Source organism: Novosphingobium sp. PhB57 (genome assembly GCF_004342985.1).
In the GTDB taxonomy this organism is placed as follows: domain Bacteria; phylum Pseudomonadota; class Alphaproteobacteria; order Sphingomonadales; family Sphingomonadaceae; genus Novosphingobium.
Genome location: NZ_SMBO01000003.1, coordinates 595,590 through 613,551, shown reverse-complemented (window position 1 = coordinate 613,551; position 17,962 = coordinate 595,590). Strand labels below are relative to the sequence as shown.

Here is a 17,962-nt window from a genome sequence, read left to right as displayed (position 1 = left end):
TCGGCCGTGAAACCTGACAGCGCCAATGGTACTAACGCTCAAGCGTTGGAAGAGTAGGACGTCGCCAGGCATTGAAGCCGGCGTGCTGTAAAAAAACCCATCACAATGACAAAGGGCAAATGCCCTCAAACAGGGCCCCATAAGGGCCCTGTTCGCGTTCATGACGAACGCAGCCATCATCACGCGGGGAAGAAGCACCCCGCCGTCCACGCCGGCACCGCCCGGAACAGACAACAAAACACGCTTCAAGGCTGACACGCTCAGCCCTCAATGGTGACGCGGGGTGGAGCAGCCCGGTAGCTCGTCAGGCTCATAACCTGAAGGTCGCAGGTTCAAATCCTGCCCCCGCAACCATGAACATACCTCTCCACACCCAACGGCCCAGGCAAGCGCTCTCGTATGCGCGCGCCTTGGCGCCGCACACGCTCCAGCAGAAGCCGAGAAGGGGAGCACGCCGCAGGGACGGCGCAACGCGCGTAGATTCGATACCGTCATGGCCAAATTGCCCGCGCGACCGGCTGCATCATGCCTCGCCAGGCGATTGCTATCGTCCAGCGTTCGGCGCTTTGATTGCGGTAGGCGGACCATGCCAAGGGATCCAACGCAAGATGGCGTGCTGTCATGCGAGCGGAGTCGCCGCTCGGCGCATTTCGGGCAAGCGTATGCGGCCGATGATCGAGATCATCAGGTTTGGAAATCGCAGCGGAGGACAGCCTGCTCGGGGCGAGGCGGCAATGGTTGGCGGATGCCGAGGCAATGCTGGATGTGGTGTGGTCACGACGCGCTGACGGCCGGTCCGCCTTCCCCGCCGCAGACACCTTGTCAGGAGCGGGTGTCGCCTGTCCGCTGGCGGCAATCGTTGCATTTTCCGGTGGCCTCGACAATCAGCCGGTCGAGGCGAAGGCCGTGGTTTTCCAGGGCGAGGCGGAGCGCTGTGTCTATCTCGGGGTGGTCGTGCTGGAACGCCCGGCTGCAATCGTTGCAAACAAATACGATCGTGCCGGGGGTGGATCGGGTGGGGCAATAGGCGTTGAGCGCCTCGATCCGCCGGACGCGGCCCTGCCGGACCAGTTCGGCAAGCGCGCGATAGACTTGTGCGGGATAGAGCCGTTCTTCTCTTTTGCCGGCAAGGCGCGCCAGGTCATAGGCGGACGCTGGGTCTGAGGCCTGCTTGAGCAGGTCTTCGACCAAGCGCACGAGTTCGCCGTTGCGCCGGGTCTTCCGCCCGTTTTTCGAGACATCCTCCATGATGCGGGCGGGTGAGGGACGACCCGTTGCCGTCCCTCACCGATGGCTCAGAAGTTCAGGCGGGCGGTCACGCGAATGTCGCGGCCGCTGAGAGGGGCATAATCCTTGAGGAACGATGCTGCACGGCGGGCGACGACGTCGAAGATGTTGTTGGCCGACAGCGCGAAGCTGAGCGGTCGTTCGTCGCCCCAGGGGCGGAAGTTCACTTCGGCATTGACCATGGTGAAGCCCGGCGTGGTGGTTTCGAACTCCGAGATACGCTTCTGCGCCCAGACATGTTCGACTTCGCCGCGCACGTCGACCTTGGGGGTCTGAACCCCGAGGCCACCGAGAACTCGGAGTGGTGGTATGCGCGGGGCGGCGCCGACGTTCACGATATTGGCGTGGACATAGTCGCCCAGCGCATCGGCCACGATCCGGGTGCTGCCGATCTTCGCCAGCGTGAAGGTGCCCTGCGCCTCGAAGCCGTAGTAGCGTGCATCGGCCTGGCGGAAGGCGTAGACGGGCAGCCCGTCTTCGACATCGCCGGTAAGGTCCTCGTAGATGAAGTTCGAGAACCAGGTGTGATAGGCCGAGGCTTCGAACGTGTAGTTCTCGCCGCTGCCGCGCAGGACGGCTTCCACGCCCCATGATTTCTCCAGCCTGAAATCGGGATCGCCCAGTTCGTAGGCCTCGGTGCCGGCATGGGGTCCGTTGGCGAAGAGTTCCTCGGCGGCCGGTGCGCGTTCGGTGCGGGAGAGGTTCAGGCCGATGCGCCAGTCTTGCGTCAGGCCGTAGGAGGCGCCGAGCGAGCCGGAGAAGGCATCGAAATTACGCTTGCCGCCGAAGAACTGGGCCTGATCGCCCACGGGCTGGGCGGACAGGGCGGTGTGCTCGAAGCGGGCGCCGGCCTCGAACTTCAGCGCGCCGTAGTCGAGCTGCTGGAGCGTGAAGAGGCCGACTTGCGTGGTCGAGTTCTTCGGCAGGAAAGCCTCTTCGCCAATCACGTTGAAGTCGCGGTTGAACAACTGGATGCCGGTGGCGCCGCGCCAGGCGCCGTGCTGGGCCTGGGTGAATTCCAGGCGGCCTTCCATGCCCTTGTTGTAGAAAGTGGTGCCGACTTCGCCGTCTTCCTCCAGTTCGGCATGGGAATAGTCCGCATAGCCTAGCCGCAGCGAGACCTTGTCCAGGATCTTGCCGTCGCCATCGACTTCCGCGCGCAGGTCCACGCGGTCCTGTTTCATGCTGAGCCGCGGCGCTTCCTGTTCCTGGCCGGCCTCTGTCGCGAAGCGGATCGGAACGCCGTAGAGGCTGTCGTAGTGGCTGTAGGACAGGCCGATGTTACCGCCGTCGCCGATATAGGCGAGCCCGGCACCGGCGGTCCAGGTCTTGGCGCCCGAATTCGGGAGCTTGCCCTTGACGGCCGCATTGGCTGCGAAATCGATGGGCTCCTCATCGCTCGGATCGGCAGGCTGGAGGCTGGAGGCGAGTGCCTGCCGGCGCAGCGCCGGGGTGAGCGCGTGGCCGCCGATGCGCATGTCGTCGCTCTTGAGGTAGCTGCCGTCGACATGGGCGACCCACTGGCTGGAGAGGCGCACGTCGGCGGATCCGGCGGTGGAACGCTCATCGGCGGCCGATCCGTATGTCGCGATGGCGCCCAGGTGGATCGCCTCGTCGGGAACCGAGGTCGGAATGCGCTTGTCGATCACATTGACGACACCGCCGATGGCCGACGAGCCATAGAGCAGCGACTGCGGTCCGCGCAGCACCTCGATGCGCTCGGCCAGCAGCGGATTGACGACGACGGCGTGATCGACCGAGGTGTTGGAGACGTCGATCGAACCGAGGCCGTTAGTCAGCACGCGCACCCGCTCACCCTGCAGCCCGCGCAGGATCGGACGCGAGGCGCTGGGGCCGAAGGAACTGGCGGAAACGCCCGGTTCGTGCTGGAGCGTTTCGCCGATCGAGGGACGGATGGCCTGCGTAAGTTCCTTGCCTTCCACGACGGCGACGCTCGACAGCATGTCCTGACGCTTCGTCGGCAGCACGCCGGTCACGACGATGTCGGAGCCGGTGGTGTGATGGTAGCCGTCTGCGTCACCGTTCGTGCTGCGGTCTGCAGGTTCGGCTTGCGCATGTGCGAGCGCGGGGAGCGCGAAGAGGGCGAGGGCGCTGCTGGAAAGCAATCGAAGTCTCATGGCGGGGCCTTTATGCTGTCAATGATATGGTACGGTATAACGTACCATTACACCCGCGGACGGATCCGTGCCCGGGCGGCCATCGGGTAGCTCCGCTAACGACATGTTACAACATCACATCGAACTGTTGCGGGATTTTGTCCGAACTGATCCACAGACCGATGCCGATTTGCTACACTTTGGAAGGTCGCCTGCTCTTTGCGCGCCGCCTTGCCGGGGGGCTTTCGGCGTCGCGGGGGGCGTGTGTTTGCATGTAGCGCGCAGGATCAGAGGACACGCCTGCACGCGTATTTTTGCGCTGATGTCCTACGCTGTCGCGGCATATTCCGGTTCGAAGTCAAAGACCTGCGGCCACCCCATGCGGCTGAACACCGCAAGGGATGGCCGCATCGGGCGGGTCAGAAATAGTAGCCGAAGATCATCATGAAGGCCGCCTTGAACCTGTCGTCGCCGCCCTGGGCTGCACCGGAAATGAACTGGCCGGCGCCGACATAGGGATCGTTCCGACCGAGCAGGAACTCGGAGAAGACCTTGATCCTGCCTTTGTCCTTGGCCGTCCATACGGCGCCGAGATCGAAGCGCTCGCTGTCGCGGAAGCCGGCGGCGTCCTTCATGAAGCGGCCGTAATTGGCGTAGACGAGCAGGTCGAACGGCAGCTTGCCGGTGTCGATCGTGCGGCCGATCTCGCCGAAGGCGTAAGTGCCTTTGGCGGCGATGTTATAGCTTCCGTCGAAGCCGCCGACCGAGATCATGTCGTTGCGGCCGGGGTTGCGCGGGTCGATATCCTGCCGCGCGACCAGGGCCTTGGCGCTCCACGGGCCGTGGCTGCCCGTCAGGCTGAAGGCGAACAGGTGCTTGCTGCCCTCCTTATCGGTGTCGAAATTGTAGATGCTGGAAATCCAGGCCGAGGCGGTCGCTTTCAGCGTGGTGTCCTGGTTGCTCACAAGCGCGTACTGGACGTTGCCGACGATCATCTTGCGCTCATCATTGCGCGAACCGTCCGGAACGTAGCTATCGGCCTTGGCGATGTTCGTGGAATAGCGCGAGGAATCGGTGCTGATGCCCATGCCATTGGGTCCGCTCGACGGGAAGAAGCCCAGTTCCACGCGGTAGTCCGCGGTCTGGCGCTTGAACTTCATGCCAAGGTTGTAGGTTTCTTCCATGCCGTAGACGAAGCCGAGATCGTCGAGGATCGACGAGCCCCAGTAGCGGTCGTCGAAAGGCACGGGCTGTACGCCCACGGTCACGCTGTCCGTGGCGTTGAGCTTGGCGCCGGCATAAGCGTACATCAGGAAGTTCACTTCGCCGACATGGCCGTCGTAGCCGCCATTCTTGCCGTAGATGAAGCTGCCGCCGTAGACGCGGTACTGGGCCGCGCCGAAAAAGCGCGTGGAATCGTAGTCGGCCGTCAAGGCCAGGGTATCGAACGACAAGTGGCTGGACGTCCGGCGCTGGCCCGCGCTGCCGACATCGTTGAAGCGCAGGTCATAGCGGCCGCGCAGGGCGGCACCGATCTTGAGCCGGGCCTTGGTTGCGGCTTCAGCCGGAGGCGCCGGGGCCGGCGCCGCCTCGACCTTCGGCGTTTCCGGAGCCGCATCTTTGGGGGCGGGCCCAGGGGCAGGCGAGAAGGCGGCGACCTGTGCGGCGCAGCTGTCTGCGGATGCAGTGCAGTCGGCAGGCGCATGATCGAGAGTGCCCGGCGCGGATGCGGCCAGGACGACGGGGACGAGAACGGGGAGCATGACTCTTCCTTGGCGACAGGGCGGCCGCAGCGAGGATGACGGGAATGTCGAATATGCGTTTTAGGCGGCGCCTGGGCGCTCCGGCTTCAGAGTCCCGGTTTTATTGGCCGTTCGCCTTCGATGGAGAGGCCGTAGCCCGCCAGCGCCACCGGAGTTCGGTGCGTGTTGGTCAGCAGCGTCATCTTCTCGATGCCGAGGTCCGTCAGGATCATGGCGCCCACGCCGTAGTCGCGCAGTTCGTCCATGTCGGCGGGCGAGAGCGTGCCCGCCTGCGCTTTCAGGGCCATGGTGAAGCGATCGTTGCGTGCCCGGTTGATGGCGATCACAACGCCCGCACCTTCTTCGGCAATCGCCTGCATGGCGCTTTCGAGCACGCCCGATCCGCTGCTCTGCGCGGCGAAGATGTCGGTGAGCGTGGAAATCACATGCATGCGCACGAGCGTCGGCCTGGCCGGGTCGATCCTGCCTTTCACGAGCGCGATCTGTTCCGTGTCCGTGGCGCGGTTGCGGTACGTGATCGCCTGCCAGTCTCCGCCCCAGCGGCTGTGGAAACTGGCCTGTGCGGTACGCTCCACCAGGGTGTCATGGCGGCGACGATAGGCGATGAGGTCGCGGATCGTTCCGACCTTGAGGCCGTGGAGCCGGGAAAAGGCGATGAGGTCGTCGAGCCGTGCCATCGTGCCGTCCTCTTTCATGATCTCGCAGATCACGCCCGAGGGGTTGAGGCCCGCCAGCCTGGCGACATCGACGGCCGCCTCGGTATGGCCCGCCCGCACCAGCACACCGCCTTCGCGGGCGATGAGGGGGAAGACGTGGCCGGGCGTGACGATTTCGTCGCTGCCCTTGGTCCCGTCGATGGCGACGGCGATGGTCCGCGCGCGGTCCGCCGCCGAAATGCCGGTGGTGACGCCGACGCGGGCCTCGATCGAAGTGGTGAAGGCGGTGCCGTGCTTCGTGCCGTTGCGGGCGCTCATCAGGCCGATGCCGAGCTGGCTGACGCGGCTCTCGGTCATGGCCAGGCAGATCAGTCCCTTGCCGTAGCGCGCCATGAAGTTGATCTTCTCGGGCGTGGCCATCTGCGCGGGGATGACGAGGTCCCCCTCGTTCTCCCGGTCCTCGTCATCGACGAGGATGAACATGCGGCCGTTTCGCGCCTCGTCGATGATTTCCTCCGCAGTCGAGAGGAAGCTCTTGTTCTCATGCTCCAGGGCTATCGTGGCCATGTCGCTCTCCCAGGTGTGCGTGTTCATTCGGCCGGGCAGGGGGCGGCGGCGAGATCCGCCTTCCGTCCCGCGCCGAGCGCCAGGTAGACCGCGGTGGTGACGGCCGGTGCGATCAGCCAGCCCACGTCCACGCCGTCCAGCGCCTTCGCGAAGGGACCGGTGTAGATGCTGCTCGCCAGGAAGGGCAGCTGCACCGCAATGCCCGCGACGTAGGCCGCGGCCGCCCGCAAGTCGATCAGGCCGTAGATGCCGCCGTCGGCGCGGAAGAACGAGTCGATGTCATAGCGGCCCTTACGGATGAAGTAGAAGTCGACGATGTTGATCGTGGCCCAGGGCGCCAGGACGACCATCAGCCCGATGACGAAGCCGATGAAGCGGGGCACGAAATCGTCCGCAGAAGTCGTCGCCACGGCCAGGCAGCCGGCCAGCACCAGGGTGGACAGCACCACGCGCGCCTTGCGGCCCGGCTGCCAGGAGGCGAAGAACGTCTGCGCCATGGTGATGAGGGACAGTACGGCGCCGTAGATGTTGAGGGCGTTGTGGCTGATGATGTTGAAGACGAACAGCGCCATCAGCACCGGTGCCAGCATGCCGGTGGCGCCGCTGACGATGGCCATCGGGTCGGCGTTTGCCGGCGCACCAGCCACGGCTACCGCGCCCAGGGTGAACGAGGCGCCCGCGCCAAGGGCGGCGCCTGCGAAGCTGGCCAGGAAGGGCGCGCGAATGCCGACGCTGGGCGGCAGGTAACGCGAATAGTCCGAGGTGTAGCAGGCATAGGAAATGTGCCAGACCGCGGCGAGCGAGAACATCGCCAGCCAGCCGATCGCCGAGCCCTGGCCCTGGGTCCAGAGACCGGCCGGCATGAGCGCCACGAGGTTGACGAAGGCGAAGATCAGGCCGGCCCCCATGAACCACATGCCGACACGGTTGAGCATGTGGATCACGTTGTAGCCCAGGATGCCGATCCCGGCTGCGGCCAGGGCGCAAAGCACGGCGCCAACCGGCAGGCCCACCGCAGGCTGCAGCGCATGGACCGACTTTGCGGCCAGCACGATGTTGGAGATGAAGAAGCCGACGTAGAGCAGGGTCGCGAACGTTACCACCAGCAGCGCGCCGTAGCGGCCGAACTGCCCGCGGCTCTGGATCATCTGGGCCAGGCCCATCTGCGGGCCCTGCGCGGAACAGGCACCCAGTACCAGAGCACCTACGAGGTGGCCCAGCACGATCGCGGAAATGCCCCAGGTCAAGGGCAGGTGATAGACCTGCACTGCCATGGCGCCCGTCACCACCGGCAGCGGCGCGATATTTGTCGTGAACCAAAGCGTGAAGAGATCGCGCACTTTTCCGTGCCGTTCCGCCAGCGGCACGAAGCCGATGCTGTTTTCCTCGATCACCCCGGCCGAGGTATCACCCGCTTTACCCATGCTTCAGTTATCCTCTTGCACCATCGTTTTTGTGGTATACCATCGGACGGTATTCTTGCTTCGAGCGAGTCGCAAGAGAAATTTTAAGCCCCGCCACGAGCGAGGCTGGGAAAAGGATGGATGATGAAGTTCTCGATCTTTCTGCACATGGAGCGTTACGACGCCTCGGTCTCGCACCATAAGCTCTTCGAAGAGTTGCTTGAATTGTGCGACATGGCCGAGGCTGGCGGCATGGACAAAGTCTGGATCGGCGAGCACCACGCGATGGAATATACCATCTCGCCGAACCCGATTCCGCTGCTCTCGGCCGTGGCCGGGCGAACCAGCCGCATCCGCCTGGGCGCCGGTACCTTCATCGCGCCGTTCTGGCACCCGATTCGCATGGCCGGCGAAGCCGCCCTGCTGGACGTGATCAGCAACGGCCGTGCTGAAGTGGGACTGGCGCGCGGCGCCTATCAGTTCGAATTCGATCGCATGCTCAACGGCGTATCCGCGACGGACGGCGGCAAGTACCTGCGCGAGATGGTGCCGCTGCTCCAGCCCCTTTGGGAAGGCGATGTCGAGCATGACGGCGAGATCTGGAAGTTCCCCACTTCCACCAGCGTGCCCAAGCCGATCCAGGCCCGCCCGCCGCTGTGGATCGCCGCGCGCGACCCCGATTCGCACAAGTTCGCCGTCGCCAACGGTTGCAACGTGATGGTGACCCCGCTCGCCAAGGGCGATGCCGAAGTGGCCGATCTCATGACGAAGTTCGAGAACGCCATCGAAGCCGCGCCGCAGATCACCGAGCGCCCCCGGATCATGGTGCTGCAGCATGCCCACGTCCACACCGGCGATGACGACTGGCAGGCGGCGGCGGAAGGCATCTCGTTCTTCTTCCGCTCGTTCGGCGCCTGGTTCGGCAACAAGACGCCGCCGGTCAACGGTTTCCAGACTGCCGTTCCGCCGATCAACCCGGAGAAGTTCCCCGAGTACGTGCCCGACACGCTGCGCAAGAACGTCATGATCGGCAAGCCGGACGAGCTGATCGAGCGCCTGAAGAGCTACGAGGCGCTGGGCGTCGACGAGTACAGCATCTGGGTCGATAACAGCCTCTCGTTCGAGGAAAAGCGCGAATCGCTGCGCCTGTTCATCGACCACGTCCTTCCGGCCTTCGCCTGACCGATGGCCAAGGCCTACTGGATCGCCCGGGTCAATGTGACGGACCCGCAGGCTTACGCCGGTTACATGGATCTCGGACCGGCCGCCCTGATCGCCAATGGCGCAAAGCTGTTGTCGCGGGGCGGCCGTTCGGTGGCGCTCGAAGGGCCGGAGCCTTTCGAGCGCACGGTCGTGATAGAGTTTCCCAGCATGGAGGCTGCGCTGGCCTGCCATGCCTCGCCCGAATACAGCGCCGCCCGCGCCGCGCGCGAAGGCGCGGCCGAAGTGGAAATCGTGATCGTGGAAGGACTGGAACAGGATGACCGATAGACCGCAGGACGAAAAGTTCGAACGCGGCCTCGCCACCCGGCGTGAAGTGCTGGGCGATGCCTATGTCGACAAGGCGCTCGACGGCGCGGACGATTTCAACTGGGCCATGCAGGAACTGACAACGAAGTACTGCTGGGACGAAATCTGGAACCGGCCCGGTCTCGACCGCCGCAGCCGCTCGATCCTGAACCTGGGCATGATCGCGGCGCTCAACCGCAGCCACGAGTTCAAGGCGCATATTCGCGGCGCGCTGACCAATGGCCTGACGCGTGAGGAGATCCGCGAAGTGCTGTTGCAGATCGCCGTCTACGTGGGGATCCCGGCCGGGGTGGACAGCTTCCGCCTCGCCCGCGAGGTCTTTGCGGAGATCGACGCGCAAGGCTGACGCACGGCGTTGATGCGCAAAGGCATCCTGTTCGAGATGTCATGATCCGGGAAACGAAAAAGCGCCGGCATCCTCATGGATGCCGGCGCTTCTCTGTTGCGACCCAAGGGTCCGTAACGTGGGGGTTAAAGCCCGCCCATCATCACGTATTTCAGTTCGAGATAGTCGGTGATGCCGTGGCGGGAGCCTTCGCGGCCCATGCCTGAGGCCTTGATCCCGCCGAACGGGGCGACTTCGGTGGAGATCGCTGCCTCGTTCAGCCCGACCATGCCGTATTCCAGGGCTCCGGCGACGCGCATGGCGCGTCCGATGTCGCGGGTATAGGCATAGGCGGCCAGACCGAACTCGGTATCGTTGGCCAAACGGATCGCCTCTTCCTCGGTCTCGAAGCGGATTACGGCGGCGAGCGGCCCGAAGGTTTCCTCCGAGGCGACCAGCGCATCGCGCGGAACGTCGGCGATCAGCGTGGGCGGGAAGAACAAGCCTTCCTGCCGCGTTCCACCCGCCAGCAGACGGCCGCCGCGGGCGACGGCATCCGCCACATGCTGCTCCACTTTCTCGACGGCGCGCGCATTGATGAGCGGACCGATCGTCACGCCTGCTTCCGTGCCGCGGCCGAGGACCAGGCCCTCGACCCGCTGCCGAAGCCGCTCGACGAAGGCGTCATGGATGCCGTCCTGCACGAGGAAGCGGTTCACGCAGACGCAGGTCTGCCCGGCATTGCGGTACTTGCCCAGCAATGCCCCTTCCACGGCCGCATCGATATCGGCATCGTCGAACACCAGGAACGGCGCGTTTCCGCCCAGTTCCAGCGAGAGCCGCTTCAACGTGGGCGCGGACTGTTCGTAGAGCTTGCGTCCCACCCCGGTAGAGCCGGTGAAGGAGAGCTTGCGCACGACATCGCTGCTCATGAAAGCCTCGCCGATGGCAGCGGCTTCACCGGTGATGACGCTGAGCAGTCCGGCGGGCAGGCCCGCTTCTTCGGCCAGCGCCGCCAGGGCGAGCGCCGTCAGCGGCGTTTCCGGCGCGGGCTTGACGATGATCGCGCAGCCCGCCGCAAGCGCCGGGGCGACCTTGCGGGTCACCATGGCCGCCGGGAAGTTCCACGGCGTGATCGCGGCGACGACGCCTACCGGCTCGCTCCAGACCAGGATCCGCTGGTTCGAACGGGGCGCGGGGATCACTTCGCCCTCGATCCGCCGCGCTTCTTCCGCGAACCAGCGCACGAAGCTGGCGGCATAGAGCACTTCGCCGCGCGCTTCTGCCAGCGGCTTGCCCTGTTCGGCGGTGAGGATGGCCGCGAGTGCTTCCTGGTGCTGCAGGAGCAGCGCATGCCAGCGCAGCAGCAGGTCGGCACGCTCGCCTGCGGGCCGGGCGCGCCATTCGGCTTGCGCCTGCTCCGCCGCCTCGATGGCGGTCCGGGTCTCGGCCGCGCCGAGGTAGGGCACTTGCGCGATGACCTCGCCGGTCGCCGGGTCGGTCACCGGCACCGTATCCAGCGATACGGTCCAGATCCCGCCGACGAAAGCCTGATCGCGGAAGGGGTGAAGATCCCGGATCGTCATGCGCCCGCGACCTCCTTTTCCAGGTGAGCGTGATTGCTCATCTGCCCGCGGTGATAAAGCAGCACGCCGCTTTCGCAGCGGTCTATGCGCAGCACTTCGCCCACGAGAATGGCATGGTCACCGCCTTCGTATTCGCGCCAGAGGCTGCATTCGAGCACGCAGCTGGCGCCCTGGAGCAGCGGGTTGCCGAGATCGCTCAGCGTCCATTCCAGTGCCGCCACTTTGTCCGTGCCCTTCGAGGCGAAGGCCATGGCCAGCGCCTGCTGCTCGGCCGCGAGGATGTGGATCGCGAAACGCCCGCCGCGCACGAGGTGCGGATAAGTGGCGGAAGTCAGGGCCGGGCACACCAGCACCAGCGGCGGGTCCAGCGACAGCGAGGTGAAGGCGCTGGCGGTAAAGCCCACCAGGGCGCCTTGCTCGTCGAGGGCGGTCACGACCGTGACGCCCGATGGGAATTCGGCCATGGCCTTGCGGAATTCGGCCGGATCGATTGCGCTTGTCGTCATGTCGCTATCTCCTCTCACCGCATCACGAAGGGGTCGCCCATCGGCTGTTCCGACAGGTTGACCCAGACGGTCTTCAATTCGGTGTAGTCGAGCACGGCATGGATGCCGCCCTCGCGTCCGTAACCGCTTGCGCCGAAGCCGCCGATCGGCGCCATGGCGGAGACCGCGCGGTAAGTGTTCACCCAGACGATCCCGGCATGGACGTCGCGGGCGAAGCGGTGTGCGCGGCCGATGTCGCGCGTCCAGATGCCCGCGGCCAGGGCGTATTCGGTGCCGTTGGCAAGCGTGAGCGCTTCGGCGTCGTCCGAGAAGCGCATGATCGCGGCGACGGGACCGAACACTTCGTTCTGCACCACGTCGAGCTGGTCGGAGCTGCACGCAAGGAGGGTCGGCTCGTAATACCAGCCCTCGCGGCCGGCGTGGCGCTGGCCGCCGGCCAGCACTTCGGCGCCTTCCTCGCGGGCGCGGCCGACCATGCTCTCCACCACGCCGAGCTGCTGTTCGGTGGCCATGGGGCCCATGTCCGAATCCGGGTCGAGCGGATCGCCGATGCGGATGCGGGCCATCCGCTCGGTCAGCGCGGCGACGAAGCGGTCGTAGATGCCGTCCTGCACCAGCAGCCGCGAACCGGCGACGCAGCTCTGGCCCGAAGCGGCATAGACGCCCGCGACAGCGCCGTTCACCGCGCTCTGCAGGTCGGCATCGTCGAACACGATGTTGGCCGACTTGCCGCCCAGTTCCAGTGACAGCTTGGCGAAGTTCTCGGCACTGGCCTTGATGACATGGCGCGCGGTCGAAGGTCCGCCGGTGAAGGCGATGCGGCGCACGAGCGGGTGCCGGGTGAGAGCAGCACCGGCGCTGGGGCCAAGGCCGGTCACGACATTGACGACGCCCGCGGGGAACCCGGCCTGCTCGACGAGCGCGGCGAAGCGCAGGATGCTGGCGGAGGCATGTTCCGAAGGCTTGATGACCAGGGTGTTCCCGGCGGCGAGCGCAGGGGCCAGCTTGATCGCGGTCAGGTAGAGCGGGCTGTTCCAGGGAATGATCGCGGCAACGACGCCCAGCGGCTCGGGCACGGTGAAGGCGAACATGTCCGCCTTGTCGATCGGCAGGGTGCTGCCTTCCAGCTTGTCGGCCAGACCGGCGCTGTAGTGGAAGAATTCGGGCAGATAGGCCAGTTGGCCGCGCGTCTCGCGGATGAGCTTGCCGTTGTCCTGCGTTTCCAGTTCGGCCAGTTCGCCCGCATGCTCGGCGATCAGGTCGCCCAGGCGGCGCAGCAGCTTGCCGCGCGCGGTGGCAGTGAGGGCGCGCCATGCCGCGTTGCGGAACGCGGCATCGGCAGCGCGCACGGCGCGGTCGGCGTCGGCTTCGTCGGCGTCGGGCAGGACCGACCAGACCTGGCCGGTCGCGGGATTGCGCGATTCATAAGTCCGGCCGGAAGCAGCGTCGATCCACGCGCCGTCCACCAGCATCTGGAATTTCCGTGTCGTCATGAAGCCTCTCCGGCAGTTATGGGCGCCTGGGTGATCGTAGCGAGGTAGCCCAGGAGCAGGGCATTGGTTTCTTCCGGCATTTCCACCGGCATCATGTGGCGCGCATGGGCAATGACTTCGGCTTGCGCGCCGGGGATGCGGGCCGCCAGTTTGCGGGTCATCTCGGGCGTGGAGCCGACATCGAACTCCCCGGTGGCGACCAGCGTGGGCACCGCGATCTCGCCGAGGCGGTCGGCGCCGAAATTGTCCTGGCTGGCGAAAAGGCCATAGGACGTGAGGTAGCCGTGATGGTCGTTGCCCGCCATATGGGCGCGCAAGTCGGCGATATAGCCGGGCTGGGCAGCACGGAACTGCGGCGTGAACCAGCGCTCGATCGCGGCATCGGCATTGGCGGCGGGGCCCGCCTGCCGCACTTCGTCCACCCGGCCCAGGATCGTGGCGCGCACGGCCTCGGAACGGTCGAAGACGCCGTTGAGCAGGATCAGGCCCGAAAGACGGCCGGGAAAGCGAAAGGCGAAGGCGCGTGCCACCAGGGCGCCCATCGAGAACCCGATCAGCACCGCCTTGTCGATGGCCAGATGATCCATCAGATCGGCCACCTGGTCGGCATAGTCGTCCAGCCCGGCATCGGCGGCCGGCGCGGCGCTTCCGCCATGCCCGAGCATGTCCAGCGTGATGACGCGGTAGGCATCCTGAAGCGCGGTCTTCTGCGCGCTCCACATGGCCTGCGACAGTCCGACGCCGTGGATCAGGATCACGGGCGGATTGTCTCCGCCCGTGTCCTCATAGGCCGTCGGGAAAGGGTTCGCGCCCACCGTCAGCCCTGCTGCGCGGCCTTCTCCGCGGCAATGGCTTCCAGGTCGAGGTAGCGATTGCCGATGCGCGGATGCACGCGGCCACCGTCGGCAGCGCCGAGCACGATCACGATCTCGTCATCGAGCGGGGCGTCGGAAATGGCGAATTCGGCAGTGATGTAGTGCGAACGCTGGCCTTCGTCGTCCTTGTGCATCATCGGCACCTGGATCGAGGTGTTCTGGCCGCCACGCTTGTTGGTGAAGCTGAGGTAGGACTTCGCATTCACCGCCTCGCGGTAGTGGTTGCCGAAGCGCAGGGTGTGGATCAGCGCCGAGGCATGCTCGATTTCGCCCGCGCCGCCGACGACGGCTGCCTTGCCATAGGCCTCGATCTTGTCCGCGCCGCCGATGGTCGCGGTCAGCTTCTCGACGATGAGTGCGCCGAGATCGGAGGCATAGGCGCGGATCTCGGGCTGAAGGTCTTCCACGAAGTCACGGCCGGCCCAGGGGTTCTTCACGACAGCGGCCACGAGAACGGTGGTGACGGGACGTGCGGCGTCCTTGCCGCCTTCGATGCGGACTTCCTCGACATAGGACACGAGCTTGCGAATCTTCAGAGCCATCGGGCAACCTCCTTGGAATGTTGTATGGTGGTATACCAGAAGACTGGACACATGCAACGGTTCTTGTCATGAGAGTTTCAAGAGTAGCGAAACCCTTTGTGGAGGATGATTTGGAACGGATCGAAGCGCGGCCGCAGACTTTGAGGCTCATCGCGCTGGATCGTGTGCGCGACGCCATCATGCAGGGGCAGATAGCGCCCGGCGAACGGCTGGTGGAACGCAGCCTGGGAGACCGTCTTGGCGTCAGCCGCTCGGTGATCCGGGAAGTCATCCGCAATCTGGAATCCGAAGGACTGGTGGAAAGCACGCCATCCGGTCCGCGCCTTTCCACGATATCGCCGGAACAGGCGCAGCAGATCTACGAGATCCGCATGCAGCTTGAATCCTCGGCGGCGGCGGCCTGCGCGGACCGGTCCTCGGCGGAAACCGTCGCCTTGCTGCGGGAGGCGCTGGCGGCGATCGAAGCGGCGCACAATGACAAGAACGCGATTGCCGCGCTCAATGCCTCCACGCATTTCTATGAGGTGATCTTCACCACCGGCGGGCATGAAATCGCCTGGGAAATCGTGCAGCGCCTCAATAGCCGCATCAGCCAGATGCGCGCGATGACGCTGTCGGTCGTCGGCCGCCAGGCTGCAGGGCTCAAGCGGCTTTCCAAGATCGTCGATGCCATTGCCAACCGCAATGCGGATGCCGCGGCCAAGGCATGCCGCGAACATGTGCACGAGGCGTCGCTGATCGCCATCGAGATGCTGAAGAACAAGTAAGGCCGCTTCGGCGCACAAAAAAAGGCCGGTCCCGAAGGACCGGCCGGAATAGGTTTTGGGAGAGGATGCCTGAAAGGCAGGGGCGATATGTCCCCGCTGCGGCCTTCCTGCAATTGCAGATTCTGCACTCCCAATTGCCTTTTTGCGACATTTCCGGGTGCAAGCCGCGCAATCCGGCCAAATCGATCGCTGCGTCCGATTTTTGGCATACCATCCTATAATAAGACTGCCTTCCCGTCCTAGCAGAGGACCTCGATGCCGTCTTGCGCTTTTGCAGCACCGTTCCTGGTTTGCGGTCGGGAGTCTTCCGCGCGGGAGGCGCACTTTCCGTGCCTCGCAGCCGCCGCGGCCTGCCAAGACATTCCTGGAGCTGGAAAATGAGAGACGTGTTCAACCGCATGCATATCGCGGGCAAGCTGATGACGGTCGCCGGACTGGCCATCGCCGTGCTGCTCGTCATCGGCTTTACCGCCGTGGTCTTCGAGACGCAGTCCGCCGTCGGCACGCTGTCGGACCAGTCGGCCATCGCCCAGGCCGATGCCGAGGGTAACCAGGTGAAGACGGATATCGCCACGTTCGAGGCGACCGCCCGTACCCTGGCGGCCACCATGGGCAATCTGCACGCCGGCAATGCGCGCGATCGCGGCACCGCCACGAACGTGCTGAGGACGGACCTTCTCAAATCGAAAGTCGCGCTTGGCGCCTGGACCATGATCGCGCCCGGCCAGTGGGATGGACCGGACGCGGGCAAAGGCGGCCAGCCCGGATCGAGCAGGGACGGCAACTTCCGCCCCTATTGGGTCAAGACCGACGGCACGCTTGCCCAGATCCCGAACAACGAAATGGAAGGTTACGGCAAACCCTTCTTCCGCCAGTCGTTCGAGAGCGGAGAGGGCGCGATCCTCGACCCCTATACTTTCGACGCGGGCGGCCGGACGGTGCTGATGACGTCGATCACCCAGCCGGTGCGCTCGGGAGACCGGGTGATCGGCGTGGCGGGTCTCGACATGGAACTGGGCAACATTTCCGAACGTCTGTCCAGGCTCAAGCCTTTCGGTACCGGCCGCGTCATGCTGCTTTCCGCGGGCGCGATCTGGGTGGCCAACCCGGATGCCGCCCGCCTTGGCAAGCTCTACGCCGATCCCGGTCTCGACGAGGTGAAGGCGGCCATCGCCAAGGGCGAGACGCGGGTGCTGACGGATATCGAGGTGGACGGCGTGGCGACTCGCCGCGTTGTCCGGCCGATCGCGTTCGAAGGCCTGAACACCACCTGGGCGCTGGTCCTGGACGTTCCCGAGGCGACGATTGCCGCGCCTGCACGCAGCATGGCCTGGCAATTGGTGATCGGCGGCCTGGTGATCGTCGCGGCGGTGCTGGCCACGCTGTTCTATGCCGCTGGCGGCATCATCGGCCGTCCGATGGCCAAGCTTTCGGGCGCGGTGGACCGCCTGGCCAAGGGCGAGCATTGCGCGATCCCCGAACTGGGCCGCGAGGACGAGATCGGCACCATGGCCCGCGCCGCCGACGTGTTCCGCAAGGCCGCGGCTGACCGCGCGGAAGCCGACCGCCGCTCGGCCGAGGAGCAGAAGATCGTCACCAGCGCCGTGGGCGACGGGCTCGACGCCCTGCGTCAGGGCGACCTCACGCGCGACATCACCGAAGCCTTCCCGGCCGGCTATGCCGCGCTTAAGGACAACTTCAACGCCGCCCTGGCCGAACTGCGCCGCATGATCGGTGCGGTCGCGGGCAGCGCCAGCGGCATCCAGACCGGCTCGGCGGAAATCGCGCAGGCTTCCGAGGATCTCGCCCGCCGCACCGAGGCCAATGCCGCCAGCCTGGAGGAAACGTCCGCCGCGCTGGTGCAGATCGACCAGCGCCTCAAGGCCTCGGCTTCGGCCTCGACCCGGACGGTGCGCCGTGCCGACGAGGCGCTCTCCACGGTCTCGGGCGGACGTGCCGTGGCCGGTGAGGCGGTGGCGGCGATGGACCGCGTCAGCCAGAGCGCCAAGGGCATCGACTCGGTTATCGAGGGCGTCGACAAGATCGCCTTCCAGACCCGCGTGCTGGCCATGAATGCCGCTGTCGAGGCAGGCCGGGCCGGCGATGCCGGGCGCGGCTTCGCGGTCGTGGCCGATCTCGTCTCGGCGCTGGCCATGCGCTCGGAAGAGGAAGCCAAGCGCGCCCGCGAGCAGCTGACCGCTACCCAGACCGACATCGGCACCGCGGTCGATGCCGTCCAGCGCGTCGATGGCGCCTTCGAGACGATCTCGGAAGGCGTGGGCGAAGTCCATGCCCTGCTCGGCCAGATGGCGCAGGACAACCAGGCGCAGTCCACCGCGATCACCCAGATCAGCGTGGCGGTCTCGACGATGGACCATTCGACGCAGCAGAACGCGGCGATGGTGGAGGAAACTTCCGCCGCCGCCCGCAATCTCACCACCGAGGCCGGATCGCTCAACGACCAGGCCGCCCGCTTCGATACCGGCGCACGCAGGCAGGAGTTCCGTCTCTCCTCCGTGGCCTGACGGCGTATCGCCCCGAATGC

General features: G+C 65.6%; 15 protein-coding genes and 1 tRNA gene. 7 read left to right on the top strand and 9 right to left on the bottom strand.

The features are described from left to right. The first annotated feature begins 277 nt into the window (after positions 1-277). Together EDF58_RS13350 and EDF58_RS13345 are read left to right on the top strand one after the other, a co-directional pair. Positions 278-354, top strand: a tRNA-Met gene (locus EDF58_RS13350). 336 nt (positions 355-690) lie between these two features. Then, complete coding sequence (locus EDF58_RS13345) at positions 691-1,164, top strand: hypothetical protein (RefSeq protein ID WP_132266129.1); 474 nt, start codon at positions 691-693, stop codon at positions 1,162-1,164. 131 nt (positions 1,165-1,295) lie between these two features. On the opposite strand, the gene EDF58_RS13340 is transcribed toward EDF58_RS13345, so the two are convergent. The 4 genes from EDF58_RS13340 to EDF58_RS13325 form a co-directional block, all read right to left on the bottom strand. Beyond that, a complete protein-coding gene (locus tag EDF58_RS13340; RefSeq protein WP_132266128.1) occupies positions 1,296-3,425 on the bottom strand; it encodes a TonB-dependent receptor in 2,130 nt (709 codons plus the stop codon). A gap of 398 nt (positions 3,426-3,823) precedes the next feature. Continuing rightward, positions 3,824-5,167, bottom strand: coding sequence for a hypothetical protein (locus EDF58_RS13335; protein WP_207912958.1), 1,344 nt, complete (start codon positions 5,165-5,167; stop codon positions 3,824-3,826). A gap of 86 nt (positions 5,168-5,253) precedes the next feature. Continuing rightward, positions 5,254-6,390 carry a 3,4-dihydroxy-2-butanone-4-phosphate synthase gene (ribB, locus tag EDF58_RS13330; RefSeq protein ID WP_132266126.1) on the bottom strand — a complete coding sequence of 379 codons (1,137 nt, stop codon included), beginning with the start codon at positions 6,388-6,390 and terminating at the stop codon, positions 5,254-5,256. Between the two features lie 23 nt (positions 6,391-6,413). Further along, positions 6,414-7,814, bottom strand: a complete 1,401-nt coding sequence (locus EDF58_RS13325) for a cytosine permease (protein WP_132266125.1) — start codon at positions 7,812-7,814, stop codon at positions 6,414-6,416. 123 nt (positions 7,815-7,937) lie between these two features. On the opposite strand from EDF58_RS13325, the gene EDF58_RS13320 reads away from it, so the two are divergent. The 3 genes from EDF58_RS13320 to EDF58_RS13310 are packed head-to-tail and all read left to right on the top strand — an operon-like array spanning position 7,938 to position 9,669. Then, positions 7,938-8,975, top strand: coding sequence for an LLM class flavin-dependent oxidoreductase (locus EDF58_RS13320; protein WP_132266123.1), 1,038 nt, complete (start codon positions 7,938-7,940; stop codon positions 8,973-8,975). 3 nt (positions 8,976-8,978) lie between these two features. Then, positions 8,979-9,284: a DUF1330 domain-containing protein gene (locus tag EDF58_RS13315; protein ID WP_132266122.1), complete on the top strand. Its 306-nt coding sequence runs from the start codon at positions 8,979-8,981 to the stop codon at positions 9,282-9,284. Then, positions 9,274-9,669 (top strand): carboxymuconolactone decarboxylase family protein, encoded by a 396-nt coding sequence (locus EDF58_RS13310; RefSeq protein ID WP_132266121.1) that lies wholly within the window; start codon positions 9,274-9,276, stop codon positions 9,667-9,669. The genes EDF58_RS13315 and EDF58_RS13310 overlap by 11 nt, the downstream gene beginning before the upstream one ends. Before the next feature lie 125 nt (positions 9,670-9,794). Here EDF58_RS13310 and EDF58_RS13305 read toward each other — a convergent pair whose 3' ends face one another. Genes EDF58_RS13305 through EDF58_RS13285 form a run of 5 tightly spaced genes read right to left on the bottom strand, consistent with a single transcriptional unit; the run spans position 9,795 to position 14,650 of the window. Continuing rightward, positions 9,795-11,234 carry an NAD-dependent succinate-semialdehyde dehydrogenase gene (locus tag EDF58_RS13305; RefSeq protein ID WP_132266114.1) on the bottom strand — a complete coding sequence of 480 codons (1,440 nt, stop codon included), beginning with the start codon at positions 11,232-11,234 and terminating at the stop codon, positions 9,795-9,797. Beyond that, complete coding sequence (locus EDF58_RS13300) at positions 11,231-11,740, bottom strand: flavin reductase family protein (protein WP_132266112.1); 510 nt, start codon at positions 11,738-11,740, stop codon at positions 11,231-11,233. Before EDF58_RS13300 ends, EDF58_RS13305 begins: the two co-directional genes overlap by 4 nt. A gap of 14 nt (positions 11,741-11,754) precedes the next feature. Further along, complete coding sequence (locus EDF58_RS13295; protein ID WP_132266111.1) at positions 11,755-13,233, bottom strand: aldehyde dehydrogenase; 1,479 nt, start codon at positions 13,231-13,233, stop codon at positions 11,755-11,757. Further along, positions 13,230-14,048 carry an alpha/beta fold hydrolase gene (locus EDF58_RS13290; RefSeq protein ID WP_207912956.1) on the bottom strand — a complete coding sequence of 273 codons (819 nt, stop codon included), beginning with the start codon at positions 14,046-14,048 and terminating at the stop codon, positions 13,230-13,232. Before EDF58_RS13290 ends, EDF58_RS13295 begins: the two co-directional genes overlap by 4 nt. Positions 14,049-14,050: 2 nt before the next feature. Further along, the gene (locus EDF58_RS13285; RefSeq protein WP_132266109.1) at positions 14,051-14,650 is read right to left on the bottom strand and encodes an amino acid synthesis family protein; all 600 of its coding nucleotides are present in this window, start codon (positions 14,648-14,650) and stop codon (positions 14,051-14,053) included. 110 nt (positions 14,651-14,760) lie between these two features. On the opposite strand from EDF58_RS13285, the gene EDF58_RS13280 reads away from it, so the two are divergent. Both EDF58_RS13280 and EDF58_RS13275 read left to right on the top strand, forming a co-directional pair. Next, on the top strand, positions 14,761-15,417 hold the full coding sequence (locus EDF58_RS13280; RefSeq protein WP_243654236.1) for a GntR family transcriptional regulator: 657 nt from the start codon (positions 14,761-14,763) through the stop codon (positions 15,415-15,417). A gap of 377 nt (positions 15,418-15,794) precedes the next feature. After that, the gene (locus EDF58_RS13275; protein WP_132266105.1) at positions 15,795-17,942 is read left to right on the top strand and encodes a methyl-accepting chemotaxis protein; all 2,148 of its coding nucleotides are present in this window, start codon (positions 15,795-15,797) and stop codon (positions 17,940-17,942) included. Positions 17,943-17,962: the final 20 nt, after the last annotated feature.